The sequence below is a fragment of the Azospirillum sp. B2RO_4 genome, from assembly GCF_051124815.1.
Lineage (GTDB): Bacteria > Pseudomonadota > Alphaproteobacteria > Azospirillales > Azospirillaceae > Azospirillum.
Genome location: NZ_CP118485.1, coordinates 2,714,936 through 2,739,534 on the forward strand (window position 1 = coordinate 2,714,936; position 24,599 = coordinate 2,739,534).

Annotated in this window: 25 protein-coding genes and 1 pseudogene; 14 read left to right on the forward strand and 12 right to left on the reverse strand. The window is 68.0% G+C overall.

The features are described 5' to 3' along the window. Positions 1–16: 16 nt before the first annotated feature. The 3 genes from PWS46_RS13075 to hisB are packed head-to-tail and all read right to left on the reverse strand — an operon-like array spanning position 17 to position 1,886. Complete coding sequence (locus PWS46_RS13075; protein ID WP_434615905.1) at positions 17–559, reverse strand: GNAT family N-acetyltransferase; 543 nt, start codon at positions 557–559, stop codon at positions 17–19. Positions 560–563: 4 nt separating this feature from the next. After that, on the reverse strand, positions 564–1,208 hold the full coding sequence (hisH, locus tag PWS46_RS13080; protein ID WP_434615908.1) for an imidazole glycerol phosphate synthase subunit HisH: 645 nt from the start codon (positions 1,206–1,208) through the stop codon (positions 564–566). Between the two features lie 54 nt (positions 1,209–1,262). After that, a complete protein-coding gene (hisB, locus tag PWS46_RS13085; protein WP_109075005.1) occupies positions 1,263–1,886 on the reverse strand; it encodes an imidazoleglycerol-phosphate dehydratase HisB in 624 nt (207 codons plus the stop codon). Between the two features lie 135 nt (positions 1,887–2,021). Here hisB and PWS46_RS13090 point away from each other — a divergent pair, with 135 nt between their 5' ends. The 4 genes and pseudogenes from PWS46_RS13090 to hslU (PWS46_RS13105) form a co-directional block, all read left to right on the forward strand. Then, positions 2,022–3,560: a serine protease gene (locus tag PWS46_RS13090; protein ID WP_434615912.1), complete on the forward strand. Its 1,539-nt coding sequence runs from the start codon at positions 2,022–2,024 to the stop codon at positions 3,558–3,560. A gap of 89 nt (positions 3,561–3,649) precedes the next feature. Next, a complete protein-coding gene (gene hslV / locus PWS46_RS13095; protein WP_149200826.1) occupies positions 3,650–4,213 on the forward strand; it encodes an ATP-dependent protease subunit HslV in 564 nt (187 codons plus the stop codon). A gap of 5 nt (positions 4,214–4,218) precedes the next feature. After that, positions 4,219–5,562: an ATP-dependent protease ATPase subunit HslU gene (hslU, locus tag PWS46_RS13100; protein ID WP_434615915.1), complete on the forward strand. Its 1,344-nt coding sequence runs from the start codon at positions 4,219–4,221 to the stop codon at positions 5,560–5,562. Next, positions 5,561–6,391, forward strand: a pseudogene (gene hslU, locus PWS46_RS13105) (ATP-dependent protease ATPase subunit HslU); the annotation flags it as partial. The gene hslU (PWS46_RS13100) and the pseudogene hslU (PWS46_RS13105), both read left to right, overlap by 2 nt. A 64-nt stretch (positions 6,392–6,455) precedes the next feature. Here hslU (PWS46_RS13105) and mltA read toward each other — a convergent pair. After that, entirely contained in the window at positions 6,456–7,670 is a 1,215-nt protein-coding gene (gene mltA, locus PWS46_RS13110; protein WP_434615918.1) for a murein transglycosylase A, read from the reverse strand. Then, positions 7,670–8,365 (reverse strand): Tim44/TimA family putative adaptor protein, encoded by a 696-nt coding sequence (locus PWS46_RS13115; RefSeq protein WP_434620005.1) that lies wholly within the window; start codon positions 8,363–8,365, stop codon positions 7,670–7,672. Before PWS46_RS13115 ends, mltA begins: the two co-directional genes overlap by 1 nt. 236 nt (positions 8,366–8,601) lie before the next feature. Between PWS46_RS13115 and PWS46_RS13120 the strand changes: the two genes are divergently transcribed. Beyond that, on the forward strand, positions 8,602–9,246 hold the full coding sequence (locus PWS46_RS13120; protein ID WP_434615921.1) for an FxsA family protein: 645 nt from the start codon (positions 8,602–8,604) through the stop codon (positions 9,244–9,246). Between the two features lie 184 nt (positions 9,247–9,430). Beyond that, positions 9,431–9,919 carry a protein-export chaperone SecB gene (secB, locus tag PWS46_RS13125; RefSeq protein WP_109074923.1) on the forward strand — a complete coding sequence of 163 codons (489 nt, stop codon included), beginning with the start codon at positions 9,431–9,433 and terminating at the stop codon, positions 9,917–9,919. Between the two features lie 227 nt (positions 9,920–10,146). Here the strand turns inward: secB and rho are convergent, their stop codons facing one another. The 4 genes from rho to hemE form a co-directional block, all read right to left on the reverse strand. Further along, complete coding sequence (rho, locus tag PWS46_RS13130) at positions 10,147–11,403, reverse strand: transcription termination factor Rho (RefSeq protein WP_085086916.1); 1,257 nt, start codon at positions 11,401–11,403, stop codon at positions 10,147–10,149. A 397-nt stretch (positions 11,404–11,800) separates the two neighbouring features. Continuing rightward, positions 11,801–12,229 carry a protoporphyrinogen oxidase HemJ gene (hemJ, locus tag PWS46_RS13135; protein ID WP_434615925.1) on the reverse strand — a complete coding sequence of 143 codons (429 nt, stop codon included), beginning with the start codon at positions 12,227–12,229 and terminating at the stop codon, positions 11,801–11,803. 56 nt (positions 12,230–12,285) lie between these two features. Beyond that, positions 12,286–13,419, reverse strand: a complete 1,134-nt coding sequence (hemH, locus tag PWS46_RS13140) for a ferrochelatase (RefSeq protein WP_434615928.1) — start codon at positions 13,417–13,419, stop codon at positions 12,286–12,288. Positions 13,420–13,500: 81 nt separating this feature from the next. Beyond that, positions 13,501–14,526: a uroporphyrinogen decarboxylase gene (gene hemE / locus PWS46_RS13145; protein WP_434620008.1), complete on the reverse strand. Its 1,026-nt coding sequence runs from the start codon at positions 14,524–14,526 to the stop codon at positions 13,501–13,503. Positions 14,527–15,051: 525 nt separating this feature from the next. Here hemE and PWS46_RS13150 point away from each other — a divergent pair. From PWS46_RS13150 to dnaQ, 5 genes are read left to right on the forward strand one after another with little or no spacing between them, the layout of a single operon-like run. Beyond that, complete coding sequence (locus tag PWS46_RS13150) at positions 15,052–15,891, forward strand: pyruvate, water dikinase regulatory protein (protein WP_085086922.1); 840 nt, start codon at positions 15,052–15,054, stop codon at positions 15,889–15,891. After that, the gene (locus PWS46_RS13155) at positions 15,888–16,502 is read left to right on the forward strand and encodes a Maf family protein (RefSeq protein ID WP_434615931.1); all 615 of its coding nucleotides are present in this window, start codon (positions 15,888–15,890) and stop codon (positions 16,500–16,502) included. The genes PWS46_RS13150 and PWS46_RS13155 overlap by 4 nt, the downstream gene beginning before the upstream one ends. Continuing rightward, positions 16,499–17,365, forward strand: a complete 867-nt coding sequence (locus tag PWS46_RS13160) for a shikimate dehydrogenase (RefSeq protein WP_434615934.1) — start codon at positions 16,499–16,501, stop codon at positions 17,363–17,365. The genes PWS46_RS13155 and PWS46_RS13160 overlap by 4 nt, the downstream gene beginning before the upstream one ends. Before the next feature lie 10 nt (positions 17,366–17,375). Then, entirely contained in the window at positions 17,376–18,020 is a 645-nt protein-coding gene (gene coaE, locus PWS46_RS13165; RefSeq protein WP_434615937.1) for a dephospho-CoA kinase, read from the forward strand. A gap of 7 nt (positions 18,021–18,027) precedes the next feature. After that, a complete protein-coding gene (gene dnaQ / locus PWS46_RS13170) occupies positions 18,028–18,711 on the forward strand; it encodes a DNA polymerase III subunit epsilon (protein WP_434615940.1) in 684 nt (227 codons plus the stop codon). Between the two features lie 82 nt (positions 18,712–18,793). Here dnaQ and PWS46_RS13175 read toward each other — a convergent pair whose 3' ends face one another. From PWS46_RS13175 to PWS46_RS13185, 3 genes are read right to left on the reverse strand one after another with little or no spacing between them, the layout of a single operon-like run. Next, on the reverse strand, positions 18,794–19,768 hold the full coding sequence (locus tag PWS46_RS13175) for a quinone oxidoreductase family protein (RefSeq protein WP_434615943.1): 975 nt from the start codon (positions 19,766–19,768) through the stop codon (positions 18,794–18,796). Positions 19,769–19,808: 40 nt separating this feature from the next. Continuing rightward, the gene (locus PWS46_RS13180; protein WP_434615946.1) at positions 19,809–20,306 is read right to left on the reverse strand and encodes a methylated-DNA--[protein]-cysteine S-methyltransferase; all 498 of its coding nucleotides are present in this window, start codon (positions 20,304–20,306) and stop codon (positions 19,809–19,811) included. Between the two features lie 18 nt (positions 20,307–20,324). Further along, on the reverse strand, positions 20,325–22,376 hold the full coding sequence (locus tag PWS46_RS13185) for a thioredoxin domain-containing protein (RefSeq protein WP_434615949.1): 2,052 nt from the start codon (positions 22,374–22,376) through the stop codon (positions 20,325–20,327). Between the two features lie 182 nt (positions 22,377–22,558). Between PWS46_RS13185 and PWS46_RS13190 the strand changes: the two genes are divergently transcribed. The 3 genes from PWS46_RS13190 to mnmE are packed head-to-tail and all read left to right on the forward strand — an operon-like array spanning position 22,559 to position 24,505. Continuing rightward, positions 22,559–22,810, forward strand: a complete 252-nt coding sequence (locus PWS46_RS13190) for a DUF6489 family protein (protein WP_063635627.1) — start codon at positions 22,559–22,561, stop codon at positions 22,808–22,810. Further along, entirely contained in the window at positions 22,807–23,166 is a 360-nt protein-coding gene (locus tag PWS46_RS13195) for a (2Fe-2S) ferredoxin domain-containing protein (protein WP_434615952.1), read from the forward strand. Before PWS46_RS13190 ends, PWS46_RS13195 begins: the two co-directional genes overlap by 4 nt. A gap of 10 nt (positions 23,167–23,176) precedes the next feature. Next, on the forward strand, positions 23,177–24,505 hold the full coding sequence (mnmE, locus tag PWS46_RS13200) for a tRNA uridine-5-carboxymethylaminomethyl(34) synthesis GTPase MnmE (RefSeq protein ID WP_434615955.1): 1,329 nt from the start codon (positions 23,177–23,179) through the stop codon (positions 24,503–24,505). Positions 24,506–24,599 lie beyond the last annotated feature (94 nt).

Consider the following 24,599-nt stretch of genomic DNA (forward strand, 5'->3'; position numbering starts at 1 on the left):
ATGGCGTGGCTGGCGGTTATGGAGCGGGCTGCTGGGAATCGGGCTGAAGGTCTTTGCAGTAGAAATGTCCGGCAAGCGGCTTGCCCTGCACCAGCGCATAGAAGGGATGGGTGCCCCAGCGCTTGAAGCCGAGCGATTCATAGAGCGTGATGGCAGCCTCCTGCGTCACCCGGACGTCCAGGTTCAGCACCCGGAAGCCGACGGCGCGTGCCTCCTCCACCACCGCCAGGGTCAGGCGGCGGGCAAGACCGTGGCCGCGCGCCCAGGGGGCGACGAAGCTGGTGGTCAGCTGGGCGGCGTGGGCCTGCGCCTCGTTGTTGCGCGGCGGCTTGACCAGCTGGGCGGATCCGGCCACCACCCCGTCCAGGCGGGCGATGAACAGCACCCGTTCCGGCACCACCAGCACGCCCTTCCAGAAGCGCTCCATCACGTCGCGCGGCGGCGGTTCGACCCAGCCGAAACCGCCGCCGGCGCGGATGGCGTCGTCGGCCGCGTCGCACAGGTCGTGCAGGTCGGCGGTCTTCAGCGAGTCGACCTTGTCGATGGCGATCTCGGCCATCGCGTCAGACCTTCCAGCGCAGGAAATTGGCGATCAGGGCCAGACCGGTGGCCTGGCTCTTTTCCGGGTGGAACTGGGTGCCGACCAGATTGTCGCGCCCGACCACCGCGGCGAAGGGCCCGCCGTAGTCGGCGGACGCGATCAGCGTGTCGGGATCGGCCGGCTTGAACTGGTAGGAATGGACGAAATAGGCATGCGCGCCCTCGGGCAGCCCGGCCAGGACCGGGTGCGGGCGGCGGATGTTCAGCTCGTTCCAGCCCATGTGCGGGATTTTCAGGGTGGGGTCTGCCGGCTCCAGCTTCACCACCTCGCCGCGGATCCAGCCCAGCCCCTCGGTCACGCCATATTCGCGGCCACGTTCGGCCATCAGCTGCATGCCGACGCAGATGCCCAGGAAGGGCCGGCCGCGGCGGTGCACCACCTCTTCCAGCGATTCCAGCATGCCGGGCACCTCCGACAGGCCGCGCTTGCAGTCGGCGAAGGCGCCGACGCCGGGCAGCACCACGCGGTCGGCATGGCGGACCGCATCGGCGTCGGAGGTGACGAGGATGGTGTAGGAGGATTCGGCTTCGCCGGCCGCGCGCTCGATCGCCTTGGCGGCGGAGCGCAGGTTGCCGGAGCCGTAATCGATCAGCGCGACCGTTTCCATGGACGTGACAAACCTTCCGATAGGACGGCGGAGGGGGAGTTCAGGTCCCCGCCGTCAGAGCGATCCGCCGAGCGTGCCCTTGGTGGAGGGCACCGCATCGCGCTTGCGCGGGTCGATCTCCACCCCGGCGCGCAGCGCGCGGGCAAGCGCCTTGTAGCAGCTTTCCACGATATGGTGGTTGTTCTCGCCATACAGGTTCTCGACGTGCAGCGTCACGCCGGCGGCCATGGCGAAGGCCTGGAACCACTCGCGGAACAGCTCGGTGTCGAAATCGCCGATCTTGTCGCGGGTGAAATTCACCTTCCAGATCAGGTAGGGCCGGTTGGAGAAGTCCAGCGCCACCCGCGTCAGCGTCTCGTCCATCGGGACATAGGAATGGCCGTAGCGCTGGATGCCCTTGCGGTCGCCCAGCGCCTTCGCCACCGCCATGCCGATGGCGATGCCGGTGTCCTCGGTCGTGTGGTGATAGTCGATGTGCAGGTCGCCGTCGGCCAGGACCGTCAGGTCCATCAGGCTGTGGCGCGACAGCTGTTCCAGCATATGGTCGAGGAAGCCGACCCCCGTCTTGACGTCGTAGACGCCGGTGCCGTCAAGGTTCAGCGCGACCCGGATCCGGGTCTCCGTGGTGTTCCGCTCGATCGAGGCGCGGCGGCCGCCGTTGGTGGGGGTCTGGTCCATGGCGGTTTTGTAGCAGGAAGCATCCGCACGCGCCAGCATCCGGCACGAATGATGCGCGCCCTGTCCATTCCGACGATTGTCCTACGAAGGTGTGCGGGGTACAGTCTTTCACACTTCCTGCGTGCATATCCGCTTATGACGACCCACCCGCGCCCTTTCGCCGCAGTCCTGGTTCTCCTTCTCGGCCTTCTGCCGGCCGGCTGCGGCGGCATGTCTCCGCCGCCGGTCGGCAAGACGGCGGCTCCGGTCGCGGCCGGGACCACCGCGCCCTTCCGCTTCGGCGAACTGACCATCGGGTCGATGCGGCGGGGGATGCAGATCGGCCGCTATGTCTGGGGGATCGACTGCGCCCCGCCCTATGACGACGTCTTTTGGACCAGCGGCGTCAACATGCGGCGCGGCTCCACCTTCGACGAGCGCTTTGCCGAGGTGATGACCGCCGCCGGTTTCGACGTGGTCGGCCGCCCCGGCGGTCCCGACAACCCGGACGGCAACCGCAGCCGCGCCCGCTTCACCGTGCAGGGCGACCTGCGCGACGTGCAGCTGGAGCTTTGCCACCGTACGAATTGGCTGACCGGCAGCAGCAAGGGCAGTTCCGGAACCGGCAGCGTCAGGGTGGAATGGACAGTCTACGACGCGCGTGGCGACGGGCTGGTCCAACGCATCGTCACCACCGGCGCCACGGCGCAGGAGCGCGGCGTTCCCCAGGGCGAGACCCTGCTGATCGAAGAGGCCTTCGCCGCGGCGGTGGAGGCGCTCGCCGCCGATGCGGGCTTCCGCGCCCTGCTGTCCGGCGGCGCCCCGCCCTCCCCAGCCGCGCCGCCATCGACGGCGCTTCCCGTGACGGCACCGGCCGGATCCGGCCCCATTCCGCTGACGCCAAGCGCCATGCCGACCACGGCACCTTCCGCTCCGGCCGCAGCCCCTGCACAGGCCGCCCCTCGCCGCCTGCTTCTGCGCAATGGGAGTGAAGGCAGGGCCGGATCCGGCCGCATCGCGTCGGCGCGGATACCGGTGGGCCGGTCGCATGGGCTGGTGATCGGCGAAACCGACGTGGCCGGCGAGGCACAGGCGGTGCTGCTGGCTCCCCTCCCCGGCTCCGATCCCACCGTCGCGGTGCGGCCGGCTCAGGGCGTGGAGCTGACCGGCTGGGTGGTCGGGCGCGACGCGGCCAGCGGCTTCGCCCTGGTTCGGGTGCCGGCGCGGCTGCCCGCCCTGCCCATGCGTACCGCGACCCCGCGCATCAGCGAAGCGGTGACGGCGGTCGTCGGCGGACGCAACAAGGAAATGGCCGGCATCGTCGGCGGTCTGCCCGCCGACGCGGCGCGCGGCGGCACCCTGATCCAGGCGGATTTGGGCTCGGCCGACCTGTTCACCACGGTGACGGAAACCGGCGACCCGTTGCTGGATGGAAGCGGCGTGCTGATCGGCGTGGCGCCGGCTGCCGGCCGTTCCCCGGTCACACCGGCCGGGCTGGTGGAGTTCCTGGCGATCGGGCCGCTGCTCGACCGGCTGGGAGCGGATCCGGCAGCAGCCGTACAGCCTCCGCCTCCCTCCAAGCCGGGCAAGTCACGCCGCAACAGCCCGCCCGACCCGTGGTGGGAGGACGAGACGACCGATGGCGAGATGCCGGACGGCGAACTGCTTGACGGCGACATTGCCCCTCCCACATAGACCGGATGGCCTGCCGCCACGGTTCATGGGGTCTTGAGCTTCTGCATCCGGCCGGCGGGCGGTTTCCCATTGTCCAGCATGGTTTCCGCATGACCTATCCAGCGTCCAATCCACACGATCCCATCCAATGGCACGGCACCACCATCCTGTCGGTGCGCAAGAACGGTCAGGTGGTGATCGCCGGCGACGGGCAGGTCTCGGTCGGCCAGACGGTGATGAAGGCCAACGCGCGCAAGGTCCGCTGGCTGGCCGGCGGCACGGTGATGGCGGGCTTCGCCGGCGCCACCGCCGATGCGCTGACCCTGTTCGAGCGGCTGGAAGGCAAGCTGGAACAGTATCCCGGCCAGCTGACCCGCGCCTGCGTCGAGATGGCCAAGGACTGGCGCACCGACCGCTATCTGCGCCGGCTTGAGGCGATGATGGCGGTGGCCGACAAGACCGTCAGCCTGGTGCTGACCGGCAACGGCGACGTGCTGGAGCCGGAGGACGGGCTGATCGGCATCGGCTCCGGCGGATCCTACGCACTGTCGGCGGCCCGTGCGCTGATCGACATCGACGGGATGGATGCGGAGGCGGTGGCGCGCAAGGCGATGAGGATCGCCGCCGGCATCTGCGTCTACACCAACGAAAACGTCACCCTGGAAAAGCTGTGAGCGCCATGACGATTCAGACCGCCTCCGTCTCCGCCGACAGCGCCGCCTTCAGCCCGCGCGAGATCGTCTCGGAACTCGACCGCTACATCGTCGGCCAGAACGACGCCAAGCGCGCGGTCGCCATCGCGCTGCGCAACCGCTGGCGCCGGCAGCAGTTGCCGGAGGGCCTGCGCGAAGAGGTGTTGCCGAAGAACATCCTGATGATCGGCCCGACCGGCGTCGGCAAGACCGAGATCGCCCGCCGCCTCGCCCGGCTGGCCCAGGCCCCCTTCCTGAAGGTGGAGGCCACCAAGTTCACCGAGGTCGGCTATGTCGGCCGCGACGTCGAGCAGATCATCCGCGATCTGGTGGAGGCCGCCATCGGCCTGACCCGCGAACGCCTGCGCAAGGAGGTCGCCGCCAAGGCCGAACTGCGGGCGGAGGAGCGCGTGCTCGACGCGCTCTGCGGCGACAGCGCCAGTGCGGAGACGCGCGCCAAGTTCCGCAAGATGCTGCGCGAGGGCACGCTGAACGACAAGGAGATCGAGGTCCAGGTCGCCGACACCGGTGCCGGAGCCATGCCGACCTTCGACATCCCCGGCATGCCTGGCGCCCAGATGGGCATGCTGAACCTGAACGACATGTTCGGCAAGATGATGGGCGGCCGCACCAAGACCCGCCGCATGAATGTGGCCGAAAGCCACGGCGTGCTGATGGCGGAGGAGTCGGACAAGCTGCTGGACCAGGAGAAGGTGGTGGCCGAGGCGATCCGCGCGGTCGAACAGAACGGCATCGTCTTCCTGGACGAGATCGACAAGATCTCCGCCCGCTCCGACGCGCGCGGCGCCGACGTCAGCCGCGAGGGCGTTCAGCGCGATCTGCTGCCGCTGATCGAAGGCACGACGGTGTCGACCAAGCACGGCCCGGTGAAGACCGACCACATCCTGTTCATCGCGTCGGGCGCCTTCCACATCGCCAAGCCGTCCGACCTGCTGCCCGAGTTGCAGGGCCGCCTGCCGATCCGCGTCGAGCTGAAGGCGCTGAGCCAGGACGATTTCAAACGCATCCTGACCGAACCGGAAGCCAGCCTGATCCGCCAGTACAAGGCGCTGATGAAGACGGAAGAGGTCGATCTGGTCTTCACCGACGACAGCATCGACGAGCTGGCCCGGCTGGCGGCGGAGATCAACAGCTCGGTCGAGAACATCGGTGCGCGGCGCCTGCACACGGTGCTGGAGCGCCTGCTGGAGGAGATCAGCTTCGCCGCCAGCGACCGCGCCGGCGAGACCATCACCATCGACGCCGCCCTGGTCCGCGAGCGGGTCGGCGGTCTGGCGAAGAACGCCGATCTGTCGAAGTTCATTCTGTGAGATCGAGGTCCAGGTCGCCGACACCGGTGCCGGAGCCATGCCGACCTTCGACATCCCCGGCATGCCTGGCGCCCAGATGGGCATGCTGAACCTGAACGACATGTTCGGCAAGATGATGGGCGGCCGCACCAAGACCCGCCGCATGAATGTGGCCGAAAGCCACGGCGTGCTGATGGCGGAGGAGTCGGACAAGCTGCTGGACCAGGAGAAGGTGGTGGCCGAGGCGATCCGCGCGGTCGAACAGAACGGCATCGTCTTCCTGGACGAGATCGACAAGATCTCCGCCCGCTCCGACGCGCGCGGCGCCGACGTCAGCCGCGAGGGCGTTCAGCGCGATCTGCTGCCGCTGATCGAAGGCACGACGGTGTCGACCAAGCACGGCCCGGTGAAGACCGACCACATCCTGTTCATCGCGTCGGGCGCCTTCCACATCGCCAAGCCGTCCGACCTGCTGCCCGAGTTGCAGGGCCGCCTGCCGATCCGCGTCGAGCTGAAGGCGCTGAGCCAGGACGATTTCAAACGCATCCTGACCGAACCGGAAGCCAGCCTGATCCGCCAGTACAAGGCGCTGATGAAGACGGAAGAGGTCGATCTGGTCTTCACCGACGACAGCATCGACGAGCTGGCCCGGCTGGCGGCGGAGATCAACAGCTCGGTCGAGAACATCGGTGCGCGGCGCCTGCACACGGTGCTGGAGCGCCTGCTGGAGGAGATCAGCTTCGCCGCCAGCGACCGCGCCGGCGAGACCATCACCATCGACGCCGCCCTGGTCCGCGAGCGGGTCGGCGGTCTGGCGAAGAACGCCGATCTGTCGAAGTTCATTCTGTGAGGGCGCGGGAGGCACTCGCGTCGGGTGCCTCCTGCTTCACGTGAAACATTCCTCCGCCGGGCCCCTACCCGCCCGCCGCCACCTTCACGCTTTTCGGCAGCAGCAGCGCGTAGCTTCCCCGGCTCTTCATCACGCCGGCCCGCTGCTCCGCCTCCGGGCCATGGCCCCAGAAGACATCGCCGCGCACCGGCCCGCGGATCGCCCCGCCGGTGTCCTGGGCCACCAGCAACCGCTGCAACCGCTGCCCGGCATCCAGCGGGTCCTCGGCATCCAGCCAGACCGGCACTCCATAGGGCATGAACTTGGAGTCCACCGCCAGACTGCGGCCAGGCGTCAAGGCCACGCCCTGCGCGCCGTTCGGGCCATCGCCCGACAGCGGCTGGAAGAAGACGTAGGACGGGTTGACGTTCATCACCGCCGCCGCCTGATCGGGATGGGCAAGCAGCCAGGCGCGGATGGTCTGCAGCGAGACCTCCTCCCGCTTCAGCGCGCCGCGCTCGATCAGCTCCTTGCCGATGGCGACGTATTTGTGGCCGTTCTGGCCGGCGTAGCCGATGCGCATTTCGCCGCCGCCATCGCCTTCATTGGCGAGCTGGATCCGCCCCGACCCCTGGATTTGCAGGAAAAAGGCGCCGATCGGGTCCTTCACCCAGACCAGCTCCAGACCCTTGCCCTTGAGCGCCCCCGCGACGATGGCGGCGCGATCCTCGTAGGGCTTCAGCCTGCCGTCGACCACCCTGCCGGCGGTGCGCTCCCCCTTCCAGCGGTCGGAAAAGTCGCCGAGATCGACCATCACCAGATCGGCCGGCTTGCGGTAGAGCGGCACCGGATAAGCCGGATCCGGCTTGCGGCTGCCCTCCAGCTCGGCTTCGTAATAGCCGGTGAACAGCCCCTCGCGCTTGCCGTTGTTGCCGGCGGCATAGGGGGTGAAGTTGGCTTCGAAGAAGGCACGGGCGGCGGCATCGTCGCCGGGGGGCAGGTCCGCCAGTTGGGCGCAAGGGGCCTGCCAATCGGCGATGGTGCCCGCCACCCCGCCCGGCCCGACTGCACGGTCTTTCGGCTGTGTCTTGAACCGGGCGCAGGAGCGGGCGAGCGCGGGCACCGCCTGGGCCACCGGGTCGGTGCGCCAGCCGGCCAAGTCGGCGAAGGACAGCGGCGCCAGGGTCAGGGCGTCGGGCGGCGGCTTCGGCTCTTCCTTGGGGGCGCAGGCCGAAAACAGCAACGCCACCGCCCCGAAGAGGGCGATGGCGCTGAAACCGGTACGGTGACGGTAAGTCATTACTGGACCGGACGAACCTCGACCAGCGCCCAGTTGGGATCGCGGGAGCGGAGGTTGCGGGCGAAGGTCCAGACGTCGGTGTTTTCCACCAGCGCCTTGGGATCGCCGTCGATGACGTTGCCGTCGCGGTCACGCACCACATTCACCTGATCCGTCACCAGACGCACCGTGACGCGGGCGGTCCGGGCGGCATCCAGCTTCGCCTCCACCACCTCGGCCTCGCGAACGATCTCGATGCGGGCCTCGTGCTGCTCGCCGGCGGCCTGACGGTCGCGGATGACGCGGGCGAAGCTGTCATAGACGTCGTCGGCCAGCAGCGGGCGCAGCGTCGCGGTGTCGCCGCGGGCGAAGGCGTCGACGATCATGGCGAAGGCCGCCTTGGCACCTTCCAGGAAATGCTTCTCGTCGAAGTTCGGATCGGCGGCGCGGAGCTGGTCGATGGAGGCGGCGAGCGACAGCGGCTCGTCCGAGGGCATCACATCGGCGCCGGGTGCGACATCAGGCCGCGGCCGGTTGCGCTCCGGCAGGGGCACGACATTGTCGGGCTTCGCCGGATTCGGAGCGGCGGTGAAGGGGTTGGGGCGCTGACGCTCCTCCCCCGTCCGGCGGCCGAGCACGCTGCGCAGCCGATAAACGAGGAAGGCCGCGATCATCGCGAAGATCACGATCTCGATGAACACGAACCCGTCTCCCATCATCTGTTCCTTCCAAAACAACTTGCCAAAACGACTTGTCGTGAAGCCCGCATCGGGGGCGAAATCGCCGGCGGATCCGGCCCGCCCCTGGACCTTGCGGCCGGGCGGCATTACGTGTTGCTTGCCCGCCAGTAACCGCAACCAGTAACCGCCATTTGGATGCAGCCGCCGGTGTTTCGTCCGGACGACCTATCCAAACTTAGATAGGGGCAGCGAGCCCGAAGAGCAAGGACACCATGAATCCCCTGTTGTTGATCCTTCTTCTGCCGATCCTGGAGATCGTCGGATTCATCCAGGTCGGCGATTGGATCGGCGCCGGGCCGACCATCGGACTGCTGGCGCTGTCGGCGGTGGTGGGTGTGCTGCTGGTCCGCCACCAGGGGCTGGCGTCGCTGACCCGCGCCCAGGCGGCCGCGGCCCGCGGCGAGGCGCCGATCGGCACCGTGCTGGACGGCTTCTGCGCCGTGCTGGCCGGCATCCTGCTGATCATCCCCGGCTTCCTGACGGACATTCTCGGCATCGCCCTGCTGATCGGGCCGCTGCGCCGCGGCATCGGCCGCTGGCTGCTCGGCCGCATGGGGGCCGGAATGCCGGTCTTCACCACCACGGGCCGGGGTGGCTTTGGAGCCGGCGGTTTTGGCGGGCCGGGTTCCGCCGGTCAGGATTTCGGCAATGCGGATTTCGGCAATGCGGATTTCGGCGGTACGGATTTCGGCGCCGGCGGTTCCCGCCGTTCCGATGATCCCTTCCGTCCCGCCCCCGGCGTGATCGACGCCGATTACCGCGACGTCACGCCGGGAGAAGAGAAGGCCGACGACCGCGATGCCCCTCGGCTGACCGATTCCCAATGGGGGAAGCACCGCCCGGATGAGCGGCGCTGACCGACCGGCGGGCCGGTGGTTTCCGTTGGCAGGACGACCGATCCGTGATAGCCAGCCCCCTGGGCGAAGGCACAACCGTCGCGAACCAACCCCTGTCACCTCACATCCGGGTCGGCCCGCCGTCCCCGCCCCTTCCCGATGCGGGACGATGGCCGGGACGACAGCCGGCGATTAGGAGTCCGTTATGTCCGATCAGATGAGCAACGGCGCCGAGCAGCAGCAGACCTCTTCGCTGCCGATGCATGTCCTCGCGCAGTATGTGAAGGACTTCTCGTTCGAGAACCCCAACGCCCCGCAGAGCCTGCTGCCGAACCAGCCGCAGCCGCAGGTGAACATCGGTGTCGACGTCCAGGGCCAGAAGGTCGGCGACGACATCTATGAGCTGACGCTGAACCTGCGCTGCGAGGCCCGCCAGGGCGAGTCCGTGGCCTTCCTGGTCGAGCTGGCCTATGGCGCGCTGTTCCAGTTCCCCGGCCTGCCGGAAGAGCATCACCGCCCGGTCCTGATGATCGAAGGCGCCCGGATGATCTTCCCGTTCGCCCGCGCCATCGTCTCCAGCGCGACCCGCGAAGGCGGCTTCCCGCCGCTGATGATCAACCCGATCGACTTCGCCGAGCTGTATCACCGCCAGTCCGGCCAGCAGGCCGAACAGCCGCAGCAGCCCCCGTTCTGATCCATCGCGGATCGAACGGAGCCGGAAAGAAAAAGGGCGGGTGGCCGAAAGGCCCCCGCCCTTTTTCTTGTCCTATCCGAACCGTCTGCCGCCCCATTCGGCCGTCATTCCCGCGAAGGCGGGAATCCAGAACCCTTGGAAACGACCGTCAGGGAAAGCCTGGTTCCCCGCCTTCGCGGGGATGACGCTCCCTGAAGGTCCAGGCGAGAGGCCGGCAGATCCGGTTCCTACTGGTTCATGCTCTCGAAGAACTCGTTGTTCGACTTGGTGTGCTTCAGCTTGTCGACCAGGAAGTCGACCGCGTCGGTCACGCCCATCGGCATCAGGATGCGGCGCAGGATCCACATCTTCGACATGGTGCCCTTGTCGACCAGCAGCTCCTCCTTACGGGTGCCCGACTTGGAGATGTCGATGGCCGGGAAGGTGCGCTTGTCGGAGAGCTTGCGGTCCAGCACGATTTCCGAGTTGCCGGTGCCCTTGAACTCTTCGAAGATCACCTCGTCCATGCGGCTGCCGGTGTCGATCAGCGCGGTGGCGATGATGGTCAGCGACCCACCCTCTTCCACATTGCGGGCGGCACCGAAGAAGCGCTTGGGCCGCTGCAGGGCGTTGGCGTCGACACCGCCGGTCAGCACCTTGCCCGAGCTTGGCACGACGGTGTTGTAGGCGCGGGCCAGACGGGTGATGGAATCCAGCAGGATGACCACGTCGCGCTTGTGCTCGACCAGCCGCTTGGCCTTCTCGATCACCATTTCCGCGACCTGGACGTGGCGGGTCGCCGGCTCGTCGAAGGTGGAGCTGATGACCTCGCCGCGGACCGAGCGGGCCATGTCCGTCACTTCTTCCGGACGCTCGTCGATCAAGAGGACGATCAGATAGGCTTCGGGATGGTTGGTGGCGACCGAGTGGGCGATGTTCTGCAGCATCACCGTCTTGCCGGTGCGCGGCGGCGCCACGATCAGCCCGCGCTGCCCCTTGCCGAGCGGCGCCACCAGGTCGACGATGCGGCCGGTGAGGTTCTTCTTGGTCGGATCCTCGACCTCCATCCGGATGCGTTCTTCCGGATAGAGCGGCGTCAGGTTGTCGAAGTTGATACGGTGACGGACCTTGTCCGGCGTATCGAAGTTGATTGTGTTGACCTTCAGCAGGGCGAAATAGCGCTCACCGTCCTTGGGCGAGCGGATCTGCCCCTCCACCGTGTCGCCGGTGCGCAGGCCGAAGCGGCGCACCTGGCTGGGACTGACATAGATGTCGTCGGGACCCGGCAGATAATTGGCTTCCGGCGAGCGCAGGAAGCCGAACCCGTCCTGCAGCACCTCCAGCACGCCGTCGCCGAAGATCGGAATATCGTTTTCGGCCAATTGCTTCAGGATCGCGAACATCATGTCCTGCTTGCGCAGCGTGCTCGCGTTCTCGATCTGAAGCTCCTCCGCGAACGCCAGCAGTTCGGCGGGGCTTTTGCACTTCAGCTCTTGGAGATGCATCGGATTGCCTGTGAAATCGTCATGCGGGGGAGTGGCCTTGGGGATGGGAGGTGCCAGAAGGTCCGGCCGACGGCGGTTGGCGGCGGGGGACGCCGCAACGCGGTCGCGTCGGGTGGGCAGCGGGTGGCGCTTTGGCGGGTGCGCGCCAGGGCGTCCGGATCATGGTCGCACGGGAGCGGATCGCCAGCCACCAGGCCCGGCTCAAGAACAGAGCGTCGGATCGGCAGATGTAGGCGTGGGAGGCCGCGGGGCGAAAAACCCCGTGGTCCTGACATGGTTATCGGATCGGCGGGCGCAAGTCAAACGAAAGCGAAACCCGCAAAGGTCGCAGATTCCGCTTTTTCCGGGCGGTGGAAGACCGCGCCTTCACCTGCCGCCAGCCAGAAGCGGCAACCGGTCAGAAGGGCTTCACGATGACGAAGATGACGATGCCGATCATCAGCAGCGTCGGCACCTCGTTGGCGATGCGGTAGAAACGCTGCGGCCGGGTGTTGCGGTCCTCTGCGAAGTCCCGGCGCCAGCGGGCCATCATCATGTGGCTGACGGTCAGCAGCAGCACGAACAGCAGCTTGGCGTGCAGCCAGCCCTGCTTCATCCATTCCGGCGTCAGCACGATCATGGCGATGCCGAACACGTAGGCCGCGATCATCGCCGGGTTCATGATGGCGCGCAGCAGGCGGCGCTCCATCACCTTGAAGGTCTCCGACGTCTCGGATCCGGCCGGCGCCTCGCAGTGGTAGACGAACAGGCGCGGCAGATAGAGCAGCCCCGCCATCCAGGCGATGATGCTGATGACGTGCAGCGCCTTGATCCATTCGTACAGCACCGGGCGTGTCCCCTCTTACTTTGCGGTTTTGGCCGTTGCGGCTCAGCAGTTTCGGCTCAGGGCCGCGCCTGCGGGCAGCCGGAGAAGTTGGACGGGCAGATCCGGTCGCCCTTCTGCGAGCAGATCGCCGCCTTGCCCGCGACCGTCTGCCGCACCAGCTTGGCCAGCCCGTCGATGAAGCCGGGATGCACCCCCACCGTCGGCACGCGGGTGAAGTGCGGCACCCCCGATTCCTTGGCCAGATGGCGGTATTCGACCTCGATCTCCACCAGCGTCTCGGAATGCTCCGACACGAAGGCCATGGGCACCACCAGGATCGGCACGCCGTCCTGGCCGGCCCGGCGGATCTCGGCGTCGGTGCTGGGGCCGATCCACTCCATCGGGCCGACGCGGCTCTGGTAGCAGTTGATCCAGTCGAGATCGTCGATGCCCAGCGCCGCGGCGATCGATTCCGCCGTCCGTTCGCACTGCCACTGATAGGGGTCGCCCCCAGCCACCACCTTCTTCGGCAGCCCGTGGGCGGAGAACAGCACGCGCGGCTTGCCATGGGCCTTGGCCGCCTCGTACAGCGGGCGGATCAGGTCCGCGGTGCCGTCGATGAAGCCGGCCTGGGTCGGGTAGCAGCACAGCAGCCTGGTCGGCGCCGTCAGCCCGACGGTGTTCGCCGCCTCGGCCCAAGCCTTGGCGCTCGACGCCGTCGTCGTGGTGGAGAATTGCGGGTAGAGCGGCAGCAGCACCACCAAATCCGGGTCGTAGGCCTTCACCCGGGCGGCCGTCTCGGCGCTCATCGGGTGCCAATAGCGCATGGCGATGAAGACCTTGGTCTCCGCCCCACCGCCGGCCGGATCTGGCCCCGGATCTGCCGCCAGAGCACTCTCCAACGCCGCCGCCTGGGCCACCGTGTTCTCCAGCAGCGGCGACTTGCCGCCGAGCTGGGCATAGATCTCGCCGGCCGGCTTGGCCCGCCGTCCGCTGATCAGGCTGGCGATCAGGAACCGGAACGGGTTCGGCAGCCGGATGATGGCCGGATCGGCGAACAGGTTGAACAGGAAGGGCCGTACCGCCTCCGGCGCGTCCGGACCGCCGAGGTTGAACAGCACGACGGCGACGCGCCGCGGCCGGCCATTGGGAGTCGGGCCGCCGGGGGTTGTGCTGGTCGAGGCGGAGGTCTGGGAGAATTGCTGGCTCATGGTGCCCGCTAAACTGGAGCGTCGCCGTCGCTCTGTCCAGACCCCCTCTGTCGCTTTTTCAGCCCCTTAGGGCCAATTCGGTCAACCCTGCCCCGGCCACTCCCGCAGGATGCGGGTCAGCGCCTCCACATGGTCGGGCGGGGTCGACTGGATGACGCCGTGGCCCAGGTTGAACACGAAGGGTCCGCCGGCCAACGCCTCCAGAATGTCGTGCGTCGCCGTCTCCAGCGCCTTGCCGCCCGCCGCCAGCATGATCGGGTCGAGGTTCCCCTGCACCGGCAGCCGCGTCTGGAGGGTCTGCTCCGCCCACACCGGCGGGACGGTGGTGTCGAGCCCGACGGCGTCCACCCCGGACCCGGCGACATACTCCTCATAGGCGTGGCCGGCGCCGCGCGGGAAGCCGATGACCGGCGTGTTCGGGTGCTTGGCCTTCACCAGTGCGACGATCCGCCGCGTCGGCTCGATCACCCAGCGGCGGAACTCCGCCACCGGCAGCACGCCGGCCCAGCTGTCGAACAGCTGCACCACCTCGGCCCCCGCCTCGATCTGCCGGCAGAGATAGTCGGCGGTCACCTCGACGATCAGGTCGATCAGCTGGCCGAATCCCGTGGGGTCGCCATAGGCCCAGCGCTTGACGTGCGCATACTCCTTGGAGCCCGCCCCTTCTACCATGTAGCAGGCGATGGTCCAGGGAGCCCCCGCAAAGCCGATCAGCGTCGTGTCCGCGGGGATCGCCGTGGAGAGCCGGCGCACCGTCTCGTAGACCGGCGCCAGCGTCTCGTGGAAGCGGTCGCGCGACAGGCGCTTCAGGTCCTCCACAGTACGGACCGGATCCAGCTTCGGCCCCTCCCCTTCCAGATAGGCCAGCGGCTGCCCCAGGGCATGCGGCACCACCAGGATGTCGGAGAACAGAATCGCCGCGTCCATGCCGTAGCGGCGCAGCGGCTGCAAGGTGACCTCGACCGCGAAGTCGGGGTTGTAGCAGAGGTCGAGGAAGCTGCCCGCCTTCGCCCGCAGCTCGCGATATTCCGGCAGATAGCGTCCGGCCTGACGCATCAGCCAGAAGGGCGGACGCGACCGCACCTCTCCCGCCAGGGCGGCGAGCATCGGCTTCAGGGCAGGCTGTGAAGCCCGATTCTGGACGTCGGAGCTGGTGGCGGACAAGACGGTGCGTTCCTCGGCTTTGCGAATCTGGGATGTGCGAATCTGAATCCCTGCGATTCCAGCGCCGATTCCGCGCCGGATTCCGGGACGGGTTTATCCCCTCTTCTTCACTATATTTTTTAAAGGGAGAAAGGAAGAGGATGAGGTGGATGCCTGTGGATAACGGTGATCCCCGACGTAAACGAATCTATCCACAGATCCGGGGGCTTGCGCGGTCATGTGCGCGGATCTGTGGACGATTCGGAGCACTACCGCAGGAAACGGCGGAAATGCTATAGCTGGACGAACGGGAGTCCCGTGGATAACAGGGCGGGCGGGGCCGGATCTTCCCAGCTTCCGAAGCGGTCAGCGGAGTTGTTCCGCGCTTGGCCGTATCGGGGAGGAGGAGTCCCCCGGTCGGGACGAAACGAAGGCGGATCCGGTTGTCCACAGATCTGGGCCGGGTTCTCCACAGAATGTTGGGGACGGATGAAAGAGTTCCACCTACATCTCGTGTCCGATGCGACGGGCGAGACCATCAACAGCGTGGCGCGCGCCTGCGTCATCCAGTTCGACGACGTGCGCCCCATCGAGCATTTCTGGAATCTGGTGCGGACCGACCGCCAGCTCGACCTCGTGCTGGAGGGGATCCGGGACAATCACGGGCTGGTGATGTTCACGCTGGTCGACGAGACGCTGCGCCGCCGCCTGCAGGATTTCTGCCGCGAGATGCAGGTGCCCTGCATCCCCGTGCTCGATCCGCTGATCAACGCGCTCGCCGCCTTCCTGGGCGTAGAATCGCAGCGCCAGCCCGGCCGCCAGCATGTGCTGGACGCCGAGTATTTCAGCCGCATCGACGCCGTCGATTTCGCCCTGTCGCATGACGACGGCCAGTCGAACTGGGACCTGCACGAGGCAGACGTGGTGCTGATCGGCGTGTCGCGCAGCTCCAAGACGCCGACCTGCATCTATCTGGCCAACCGGGGCATCAAGGCGGCCAACATTCCGCTGGTGCCGGGCAGCCCGTTGCCGGCGGAGCTGGACCTGCTGACCCGGCCGCTGATCGTCGGGCTGACCAAGGACCCCGACCGGCTGGTGCAGATCCGCCGCAACCGGCTGAAGCTGCTGAACCAGGGCGAGGGCTCCAGCTATGCCGATCCGGAGCTGGTCCGCGCCGAGGTGCAGGAGGCGCGCCGCCTGTTCAGCCGCCGCGGCTGGCCGGTGATCGACGTGTCCCGCCGCTCCATCGAGGAGACCGCGGCCGAGATCATGATGCTGCTGGCCCGCCGCCAGAGCGCCAACTTCAGCCCGGAAGGAAAGAAGACGTGAGCACGCCGGTTCTGGTGCCCCAACTGGTTTTGGCATCGGGCTCGCGCACGCGGGCGGCGATGCTGGAGCAGGCCGGCGTCAGCGCCGTCCTCGACAGGCCGCTGGTCGACGAGGACGAGGTGAAGGCCGCCGGCCGCGCCGAAGGCGTGTCCGCCGACATCGTCGCCGAGGCCCTGGCCGAGCTGAAGGCCCAGCGCATCACCCGCCGCCATCCCGGCGCGCTGGTGGTCGGCGCCGACCAGATGCTGGAATGCGAAGGGCGCTGGTACGACAAGCCGGCCGACCGCGCCGCGGCGCGTGCCCAGCTTCTCGACCTGCGCGGCAAGACCCACCGGCTCGTCAGTTGTGCAGTGGTGGTGCGCGACGGCGAGCGGATGTGGCACCGGATCGACAGCGCCCGGCTGACCATGCGCAATTTCTCCGAAGCGTTTCTCGACGACTATCTCGACCGCGTTGGCGACGACGTGCTGCACTCGGTCGGCGCCTATCAGCTGGAAGGGCTGGGGGCGCAGCTGTTCCATCGGGTCGAGGGCGATTTCTTCACCATCCTCGGGCTGCCGCTTCTGCCGCTGCTCGGCTTTCTGCGCGTGCATGGAGTGGGCAAGGAATGACGGCGGGTCACTTCATCAGCGGCAAGGCCAAGCTCGCCGGTGTGATGGGCTGGCCGATCAGCCATTCGCGCTCTCCCCGGCTGCATGGATTCTGGCTGCGGCACTATGGGATCGACGGCGCCTATGTGCCGCTGGCGGTGGCGCCCGAGCGGGCCGAACAGGCGATCCGCGCCCTGCCCGCGCTCGGCTTTCGCGGCTGCAACGTCACCGTTCCGCATAAGGAGACCGCCTTCCGCACCGTCGACCGGCTGGACGAGACGGCGCGGCGCATGGGGGCGGTCAACACCATCGTGGTGGCGGAGGACGGCGCGCTGGAAGGCGGCAACACCGACGGCTTCGGCTTCATCGAGAACCTGCGTGCCGAACAGGCGGGTTGGACGGCGGAGCGTGGACCCGCCGTGGTGATCGGCGCCGGCGGGGCTGCCCGCGCCGTGGTGGTCGCCCTGCTCGACGCCGGTGCGCCGGAGGTCCGTCTGGTCAACCGCACCCGTGCCCGCGCCGAGGAACTGGCGGCGGATCTGGCCGCGGTTGGATTGAACAGCGGCGTAACGGTTATCGATTGGGTTTCACGTGAAACCGCGCTCGACGGGGCCGCGCTGCTGGTCAACACCACCACCCAGGGCATGGCGGGTCAGCCGGCACTGGACCTCAGCTTGCGTGCCCTGCCCGTCTCGGCCGTCGTCAACGACATCGTCTATGTGCCGCTGGAAACCCCGCTGCTGGCCGAGGCGAAGGCGCGCGGCAACCCGGTGGCCGGCGGCATCGGCATGCTGCTGCATCAGGCCCGTCCCGGCTTCAAGGCCTGGTTCGGCGTCGAGCCGCAGGTGACGCCGGAGCTGACCCGCTTCGTCCTGGAAGGCTGAGGCTCGGGTCATGATCGTGCTGGGTCTGACCGGCTCCATCGGCATGGGCAAGAGCACCGCCGCCCGCATGCTGCAGGCGATGGGCGCCCCGGTCTGCGATTCCGATGCGGTGGTCCATCGGCTGCTCGGCCGCGGCGGCCGGGCGGTGCCGTCCATCGACGCCGCCTTCCCCGGCGTGGTGGTGGACGGCGCGGTCAGCCGGCAGGCGCTGGGGGCGGCGGTGTTCCGCGATCCGGACGCGCTGAAGCGGCTGGAGGCGATCCTGCATCCGATGGTCCAGGCGGCGCAGCGCGATTTCCTTGCCCGTGCGGCGCGGCGCGGCGCGAAGATTGCCGTGCTGGACATCCCCTTGCTGTTCGAAACCCATGGCGAGCGGCGCGTCGATGCCACCATCGTCGTCTCCGCCCCCTTCGCAGTCCAGCGCGCCCGCGTGCTGGCCCGGCCGGGCATGACAGCGGAGAAGTTCGCCGGTATTCTCGCCCGCCAGATGCCGGACGTGGAGAAACGGCGCCGCGCCGACCATGTCGTGCCGACGGGGGCCGGTCGGCTGGTGACGCGGCGGGCACTTCAGGGCATTGTGCGCCAAGTCAGACAACATCGGATGGCAAGGCGGCCGGGCAGGCACTGGCCGCCGCGCGGTTATCAACCAGGGTAGATCCATCATGCGTGAAATCGTTCTCGACACCGAAACCACGGGCTTCAAGCCGGAGGAGGGTCACCGGCTGGTCGAGATCGGCTGCATCGAGCTGGTCAACCACCTCGCCACCGGCGAGCGCTTCCACGTCTATCTCAATCCCGAACGCGACATGCCGCCGGAGGCCTTCGCCGTCCATGGCCTGAGTTCGGAATTCCTGGCCGACAAGCCGCTGTTCAATGACGTCGCCGCGGATTTCGTCGCCTTCATCGGTGACTCGCCGCTGGTGATCCACAACGCCGCCTTCGACATGCACTTCCTGAACTGGGAGCTGAAGATCGCCGGCTATCCGGTGATGCCGAAGGACCGCGCCATCGACACGCTGCTGATGGCTCGGCAGAAGTTCCCCGGTTCGCCGGCCACCCTGGACGCGCTGTGCAAACGCTTCGGCGTCGACAACTCCAACCGCACCCTGCACGGCGCGCTGCTCGACGCCCAGCTGCTGGCCGAGGTTTATCTAGAGCTGCTGGGTGGCCGGCAGACCGGCCTGTCCTTCGCCGGCGGTCCGGCATCGAAGAGCGGCTCCGCCGGCCCGGTCCGCATCGACCGCCCCTTCCGCGAAGCCCGTGTTTTCGCCGTCAGCGACGAAGAGGCCGCGGCCCATGCGGAGATGCTGAAGAAGATCAAGAACCCGCTCTGGGCGGTGGAGTAGCGCACGTCCGTGGCCCCCTCCCTAACCCTCCCCCACCTTTGGTGGGAGAGGGTCGGGGTGGGGGCGTTCGCCCGCCGAAACCTTACGGCACCAGCACCGTCGACCCTGTCGTCGCCCGCGCTTCGAGCGCCCGGTGCGCCTCCGCCGTGTCCTTCAGTGCAAAGCGCTGGTTGACGGTGAAGGTCACGCCGCCATTCTTCACCGCGTCGAACAGATCGGCCGCCGAGGCCATCAGATCCTCGCGCTTGGCGGTGTAGGTCGCCAGAGTCGGCCGCGTCACGTACAGCGACCCCTTCGCCGCCAGCACCCCCAGATCCAGCGGCGCCGGTGCACCGGAGGCGGCGCCGAACAGCACCATCAGCCCACGCGGCCGCAGGCAATCCAGCCCCTTCAGGAAGGTGGTCTTGCCGACGCCGTCATAGACCACCGGCACACCCTGCCCGTCCGTCAGGTCCTTCACCCGCTGGACGAAATCCTCGCGGGTGTAGTCGATGGTGTGGTGGCAGCCGTGGGCCTTCGCCAGCTCGGCCTTTTCCTCCGACCCGACGGTGCCGATCACCGTGGCGCCGAGATGCCGCGCCCAGGAGCACAGCAGCAGCCCCACCCCGCCGGCTGCAGCCTGCACCAGGATGGTGTCGCCGGGCTGGACCACATAGGTGCTGCGCAGCAGATACTGCGCGGTCAGCCCCTGCAGCAGCGTGGCCGCCGTCGCCTGCTCGTCGAGCCAGCTCGGCAGCGGCACCAGCCGGTCGGCGGCGATCAGCCGGCTCTCGGCATAGGCGCCGATGGACATGGCGTAGCCGACGCGGTCGCCGACCTTCAGCGTGGTGACGTCCGGTCCCAGCGCTTCGACCTCGCCGGTGCCCGCCATGCCGATCACCGCCGGCAGATCCGGCAGCTTGTAGGCGCCGGAGCGGTGATAGGTGTCGATGTAGTTGAGGCCGACGGCGGTCTGGCGGATGCGCACCTGACCGGGACCGGGCTCTCCCACCTCGATCTCGTCCCAGCGCAGAACCTCCGGCCCGCCATGCTCGTGGATGCGGATCGCGTGAACCATGGTGGTTTGGTTTCCTTATTCGTTGACGTTCGTATCAGCCTCAAAGCAGCGCGAACTGCTCCGCAGCAGCACCATTGCCCTGCCCCACGCCGGCATGCCGGCGTTCCAGCGCCAGCAGCCACGCCTTGGTGTCAAGCCCGCCGTGGCCGGAATAGCCGCCGGGCGCTCCGCCGCTGGCCAGCACCCGATGACAGGGGATGACGATCGGAATCGGGTTGGCGCCACAGGCCCCGCCGACCGCGCGCGGCGCACTGCCCAGCATCTTCGCCATCCCGCCATAGGTCGCGGTGCCGCCATAGGGGATCGCCAGCATCGCGTCCCAGACGCTGCGCCGGAAGGCGGTGCCCGCCGGCTTCAGCGGCAGGTCGAAACGCTGGAGCCGTCCGGTGAAATAGGCCTCCAGCTGGCGCGCCGCCTCGGTCAGAACCGCGTCCGGCTCGTCATGGTCGAAGCGGCCCCAGCCGACCGAGGTCAGGGCGGATCCGTCCCCGCTCAGCATCAGAGGCCCCAGCGGGCTGTCGATGGAAAGGCGCGCCATGGTTTCCTCCCGGTGAAGTCAGCTTTTCGTTGCCAGAAGAGCGGCCAGATCCGCCGGCGCCGTCACCGGTGCCGAGCAGGTCATGCCGCGGCAGACATAAGCGGTGGCCGCTCCGTCGCGCATCCCCTTCCCCTGTGCCGGATGAGTGGCAGGCAGATCCGCCCCCGGTGCGAGCACGGTCAGGATGCGGTTGGGCAGCGAGCGGTCGAGCACCGTCCGGCGCAGCGCCTCGGTCTCCGCCGCCTTGGGCGGGCCGACGATGACGATCTGCAGCGGCGCGCTCATCAACTCCACCGCGTTCAGGAAGGTCGGCAGCGGGAAGAAGTTGCGGGTCAACTCGCCCGAAAAGGCGGCGGCGAGTGCCTCCGCCCGCTCACGGTAGGCATCCTCGCCGGTGCGCTGGAACAGCGTGGTCAGCACCGCCAGCATGGTTCCGTTGCCGCTGGGCGTGGCGTTGTCGTAGACGCTCTTGGTGCGGACGATCAGCCCTTCGGCATCGTCGGCGGTGAAGAAGTAGCCGCCGTTGGCGCCGTCCCAGAAATGGGCGTCGAGCGTCGCCACCCAGGTCCTTGCCTGATCGAGCGCCGCCGGATCTCCGGTCGCCTCGTGCAGCGCCAGGGCCGCGCGCGCCATGTGGGCATAGTCGTCGAGCATCCCGGCATGCTTGCCCTGCCCGTGCCGCCAGCTGTGGCAGAGCCGTCCGTCCGTATCCATCCGGTCGCGGACGAAGGCGAAGGCGCGGCCGGCGGCGTCCAGCCATTCCGGCTCGTCCAGCGCCAGGGCGGCATGGGTCAGCGCCGCGATCATCAGGCCGTTCCAGTCGGCCAGCACCTTGTCGTCCCAACCCGGCCGCACCCGCTTGGCCCGTGCCCGCAGCAGGATCTCCCGGCCCTTGGCGAGCGTCGCCTCGGTGGCGTCGCCGGCCAGGGTCAAACCGCCCAGCCGGTTCAGGATGGTAACGCCTTCCCAATTGCCTTGGGGCAGCACCTCGTAAACGCGCTTAAACGTCCCCAGCCCGTCGTCACCCAGCGCCGGACCGAGCAGCCGGTCGACCTCATGCTCCTGCCATATATAGAAGAGTCCCTCCTCGCCCTCGCTGTCGGCGTCCAGCGTCGCGGCGAAGCCGCCGCCGTCGGCGATCATCTCGCGCAGCAGCCAGCCGACCGTCTCGCGGATGCGGGTTTCCAGCAGCGGGTCGCGCGTCTCCTGCCAGACCAGCGTCATCAGGTCGAGCAGCTCCGCATTGTCGTAGAGCATCTTCTCGAAATGCGGCACCAGCCAGCGTTCGTCGACCGAATAGCGGGCGAAGCCGCCGCCGAGATGGTCGTAGATTCCGCCCTGGGCCATGTTGGCCAGCGTATGGGTCACCGCCTCGCGGAACGGCTCGCGTCCCGTGCGCTGCCACGCCCGCCACAGCAGTTCGAACAGCGGCACCTGCGGGAATTTCGGCGCGCTGCCGATGCCGCCGTGGATCGGGTCGACCTCCCGCAGCAGCCGTTGCGCCACCTGATCCAACACCCCGGCATCGACGGCGCCGGCCGACCGGTTCTCCCCCATCCCGGCGAGCGCCGATTTCAGCGCGTCGACATTCTTGCCGACCTTGTCCTGCTCATTGGCATAGGTGCCGGCGATGCCGCGCAGCACGTCGGGGAAGCCGGCGCGGCCATAGCGCGGTGCGGGCGGGAAATAGGTGCCGCCCCAGAAGGGCTCCGCATCCGGCGTCAGGAACATCGTCAGCGGCCAGCCGCCCTGTTGGCCCAGCAGCGCAAGCGCCGACTGGTAGATGGTGTCGAGATCCGGCCGCTCCTCCCGGTCCACCTTGATGTTGATGAACAACTCGTTCATCAGCCCGGCGATCTCCGGATTCTCGAAGCTCTCATGCGCCATCACGTGGCACCAGTGGCAGGCGGCATAGCCGACCGACAGCAGCACCGGCTTGTTCTCCGCCTTGGCACGGGCGAAGGCCTCCGGACCCCAGGGCATCCAATGCACCGGGTTGTCCTTGTGCTGCAGCAGATAGGGGCTCGTCTCCCGGCCTAGCAGGTTCGCGCCCAACGGAGTGGCGGGCATGGCGGTGTCCGATCTGTTGGTGTGTCGTTAGACAATAGGTGGCGCCGGGGTGGCGTTGCGCCAGTGCATCCTATCTGTATAGTGGGGCATGAGCCGCTGTGGCGCTCAACCCCAAAATCAACACGGCCAATGCCTGGACCGTTGCCGAACCCGGCTCCTGGTCCCGGTCTGGAGGGGGTCCCATGAAAATCACCGTCGACATCGACTGCACCCCGGACGAGGCCCGGCACTTCCTGGGCCTGCCCGATGTGAAGCCGATGCAGGATGCCATGATGCAGGAGATCCAGGAACGCATGCGTGCGAACCTTCAGGCCATGGACCCGGAGACCATGCTGAAGACCTGGCTTCCCGCCGGCATCCAGGGCATGGAGCAGATGCAGAAGATGTTTTGGTCCCAGATGGCGTCGGCCCTGGGTCAGGAAGGAAGAAAGTGACCGATCCTAAGCCTTACTTTGAAGCCCATGTCTTCTGTTGCACCAATCGCCGTCCCGACGGGCACAAGCGCGGATCCTGTGCCGCGCACGGGTCGGAGAAGCTGCGCGACTATATGAAGGCCCGTGCCCGTGAACTCGGCTTCGACGGCAAAGTACGGATCAACTCCGCCGGGTGCCTCGACCGCTGCGAACTGGGTCCGACGCTGGTGATCTATCCGGAAGGCGTCTGGTACAGCTATCACAGCACCGGCGACGTCGATGAAATCCTGCAGACCCATCTGGTCGAAGGCCGTCGCGTCGAGCGCCTGATGCTGACGCCGGAGCAGCGGGAACTGCGGCCCGAGCAGCGCGGCTGATCCACATCCGATGTTCACCACCATCTACGCTCTCGCCACCGCCCCCGGCCGCTCCGGTGTGGCGGTGGTTCGCATTTCGGGACCCGAGGCCGGATCCGCCCTCACGGCGCTGACTGGCCGCGCCCTACCCGCTCCCCGCCGCGCCGTGCTGACCAAGCTGCGCGATCCGCGCACCGGCGACGATCTCGACGATGCGCTGGTCCTGCGCTTCACCGCCCCCGCCAGCTTCACCGGCGAGGATGTGGTGGAATTGCACCTGCATGGCGGTCGCGCCGTCGTCACCGGCGTGATCGAGGCGCTCGCCACCCTGCCCGGTTTGCGGCTGGCTGAACCCGGCGAGTTCACCCGCCGCGCCTTCGAGAACGGCAAGCTCGACCTGACCGAGGCCGAAGCGGTCGCCGACCTGATCGATGCCGAGACCACTGCGCAGCGCCGACAGGCGTTGCGGCAAATGGAAGGTGCGCTCGGCAAGCTCTATGACGGCTGGCGGGAGCGGCTGACCCGCGCACTCGCCCATATCGAGGCCGACATCGACTTTGCCGAGGACGATCTGCCCGGCGGTGTCGCCGATGCCGTCCGTCCGGTGATCGCCGGACTGGCCGACGAGATCGCGACGCATCTCAACGACGGCGGTCGGGGCGAGCGTCTGCGCGAAGGGCTGCACATCGCCATCGTCGGTGCGCCGAATGCCGGCAAGTCGAGCCTGCTGAATGCGCTCGCCCGCCGGGATGCCGCCATCGTCTCCGCCCGTGCCGGCACCACCCGCGACATCATCGAGGTGCATCTCGATCTCGGCGGCTATCCCGTCGTGCTGGCCGACACTGCCGGTCTGCGCGAGGCTGCGGCCGACGAGGTCGAGGAGGAGGGCATCCGCCGCGCCCGCGACCGGGCGGCTCGTGCCGACGTGAAGGTTGCTGTGTTCGACGCCACCACCCTGCCCGACCTCGACCCGGCGACGCTGGACCTGATCGACGGCGATACCGTGGTGGTGTTCAACAAGACCGACCTTGTGACCGCGATGGACCTCCGGCCGGATCTGTCCCCGATCCTGGTCTCCGCCCACACAGGCGGCGGGCTGAAGGCGTTGGAGGAAAAGCTGACGGCATTCAGTGCCGACCGGCTCGCCATCGGCAGCGCGCCATCCCTGACCCGCGCCCGTCACCGGGCCGCGCTGACCGAGTGCCGAGAGTCGCTGCTGCGGGCGCTGAATGCGCCGCTGCCCGAACTGGCGGCGGAGGATGTGCGTCTTGCCAGCCGGGCGTTGGGGCGCATCACCGGGCGGGTGGACGTGGAGGATCTGCTGGACGTGATCTTCCGGGACTTCTGCATCGGGAAGTGAGGGCGTGTTTCACGTGAAACAGCGGTCGGGTTGCTGAAGCGATTGCCCCCTCCCCGACCCTCCCCCGCTCCGCGGGAGAGGGTGCCTTACGGGA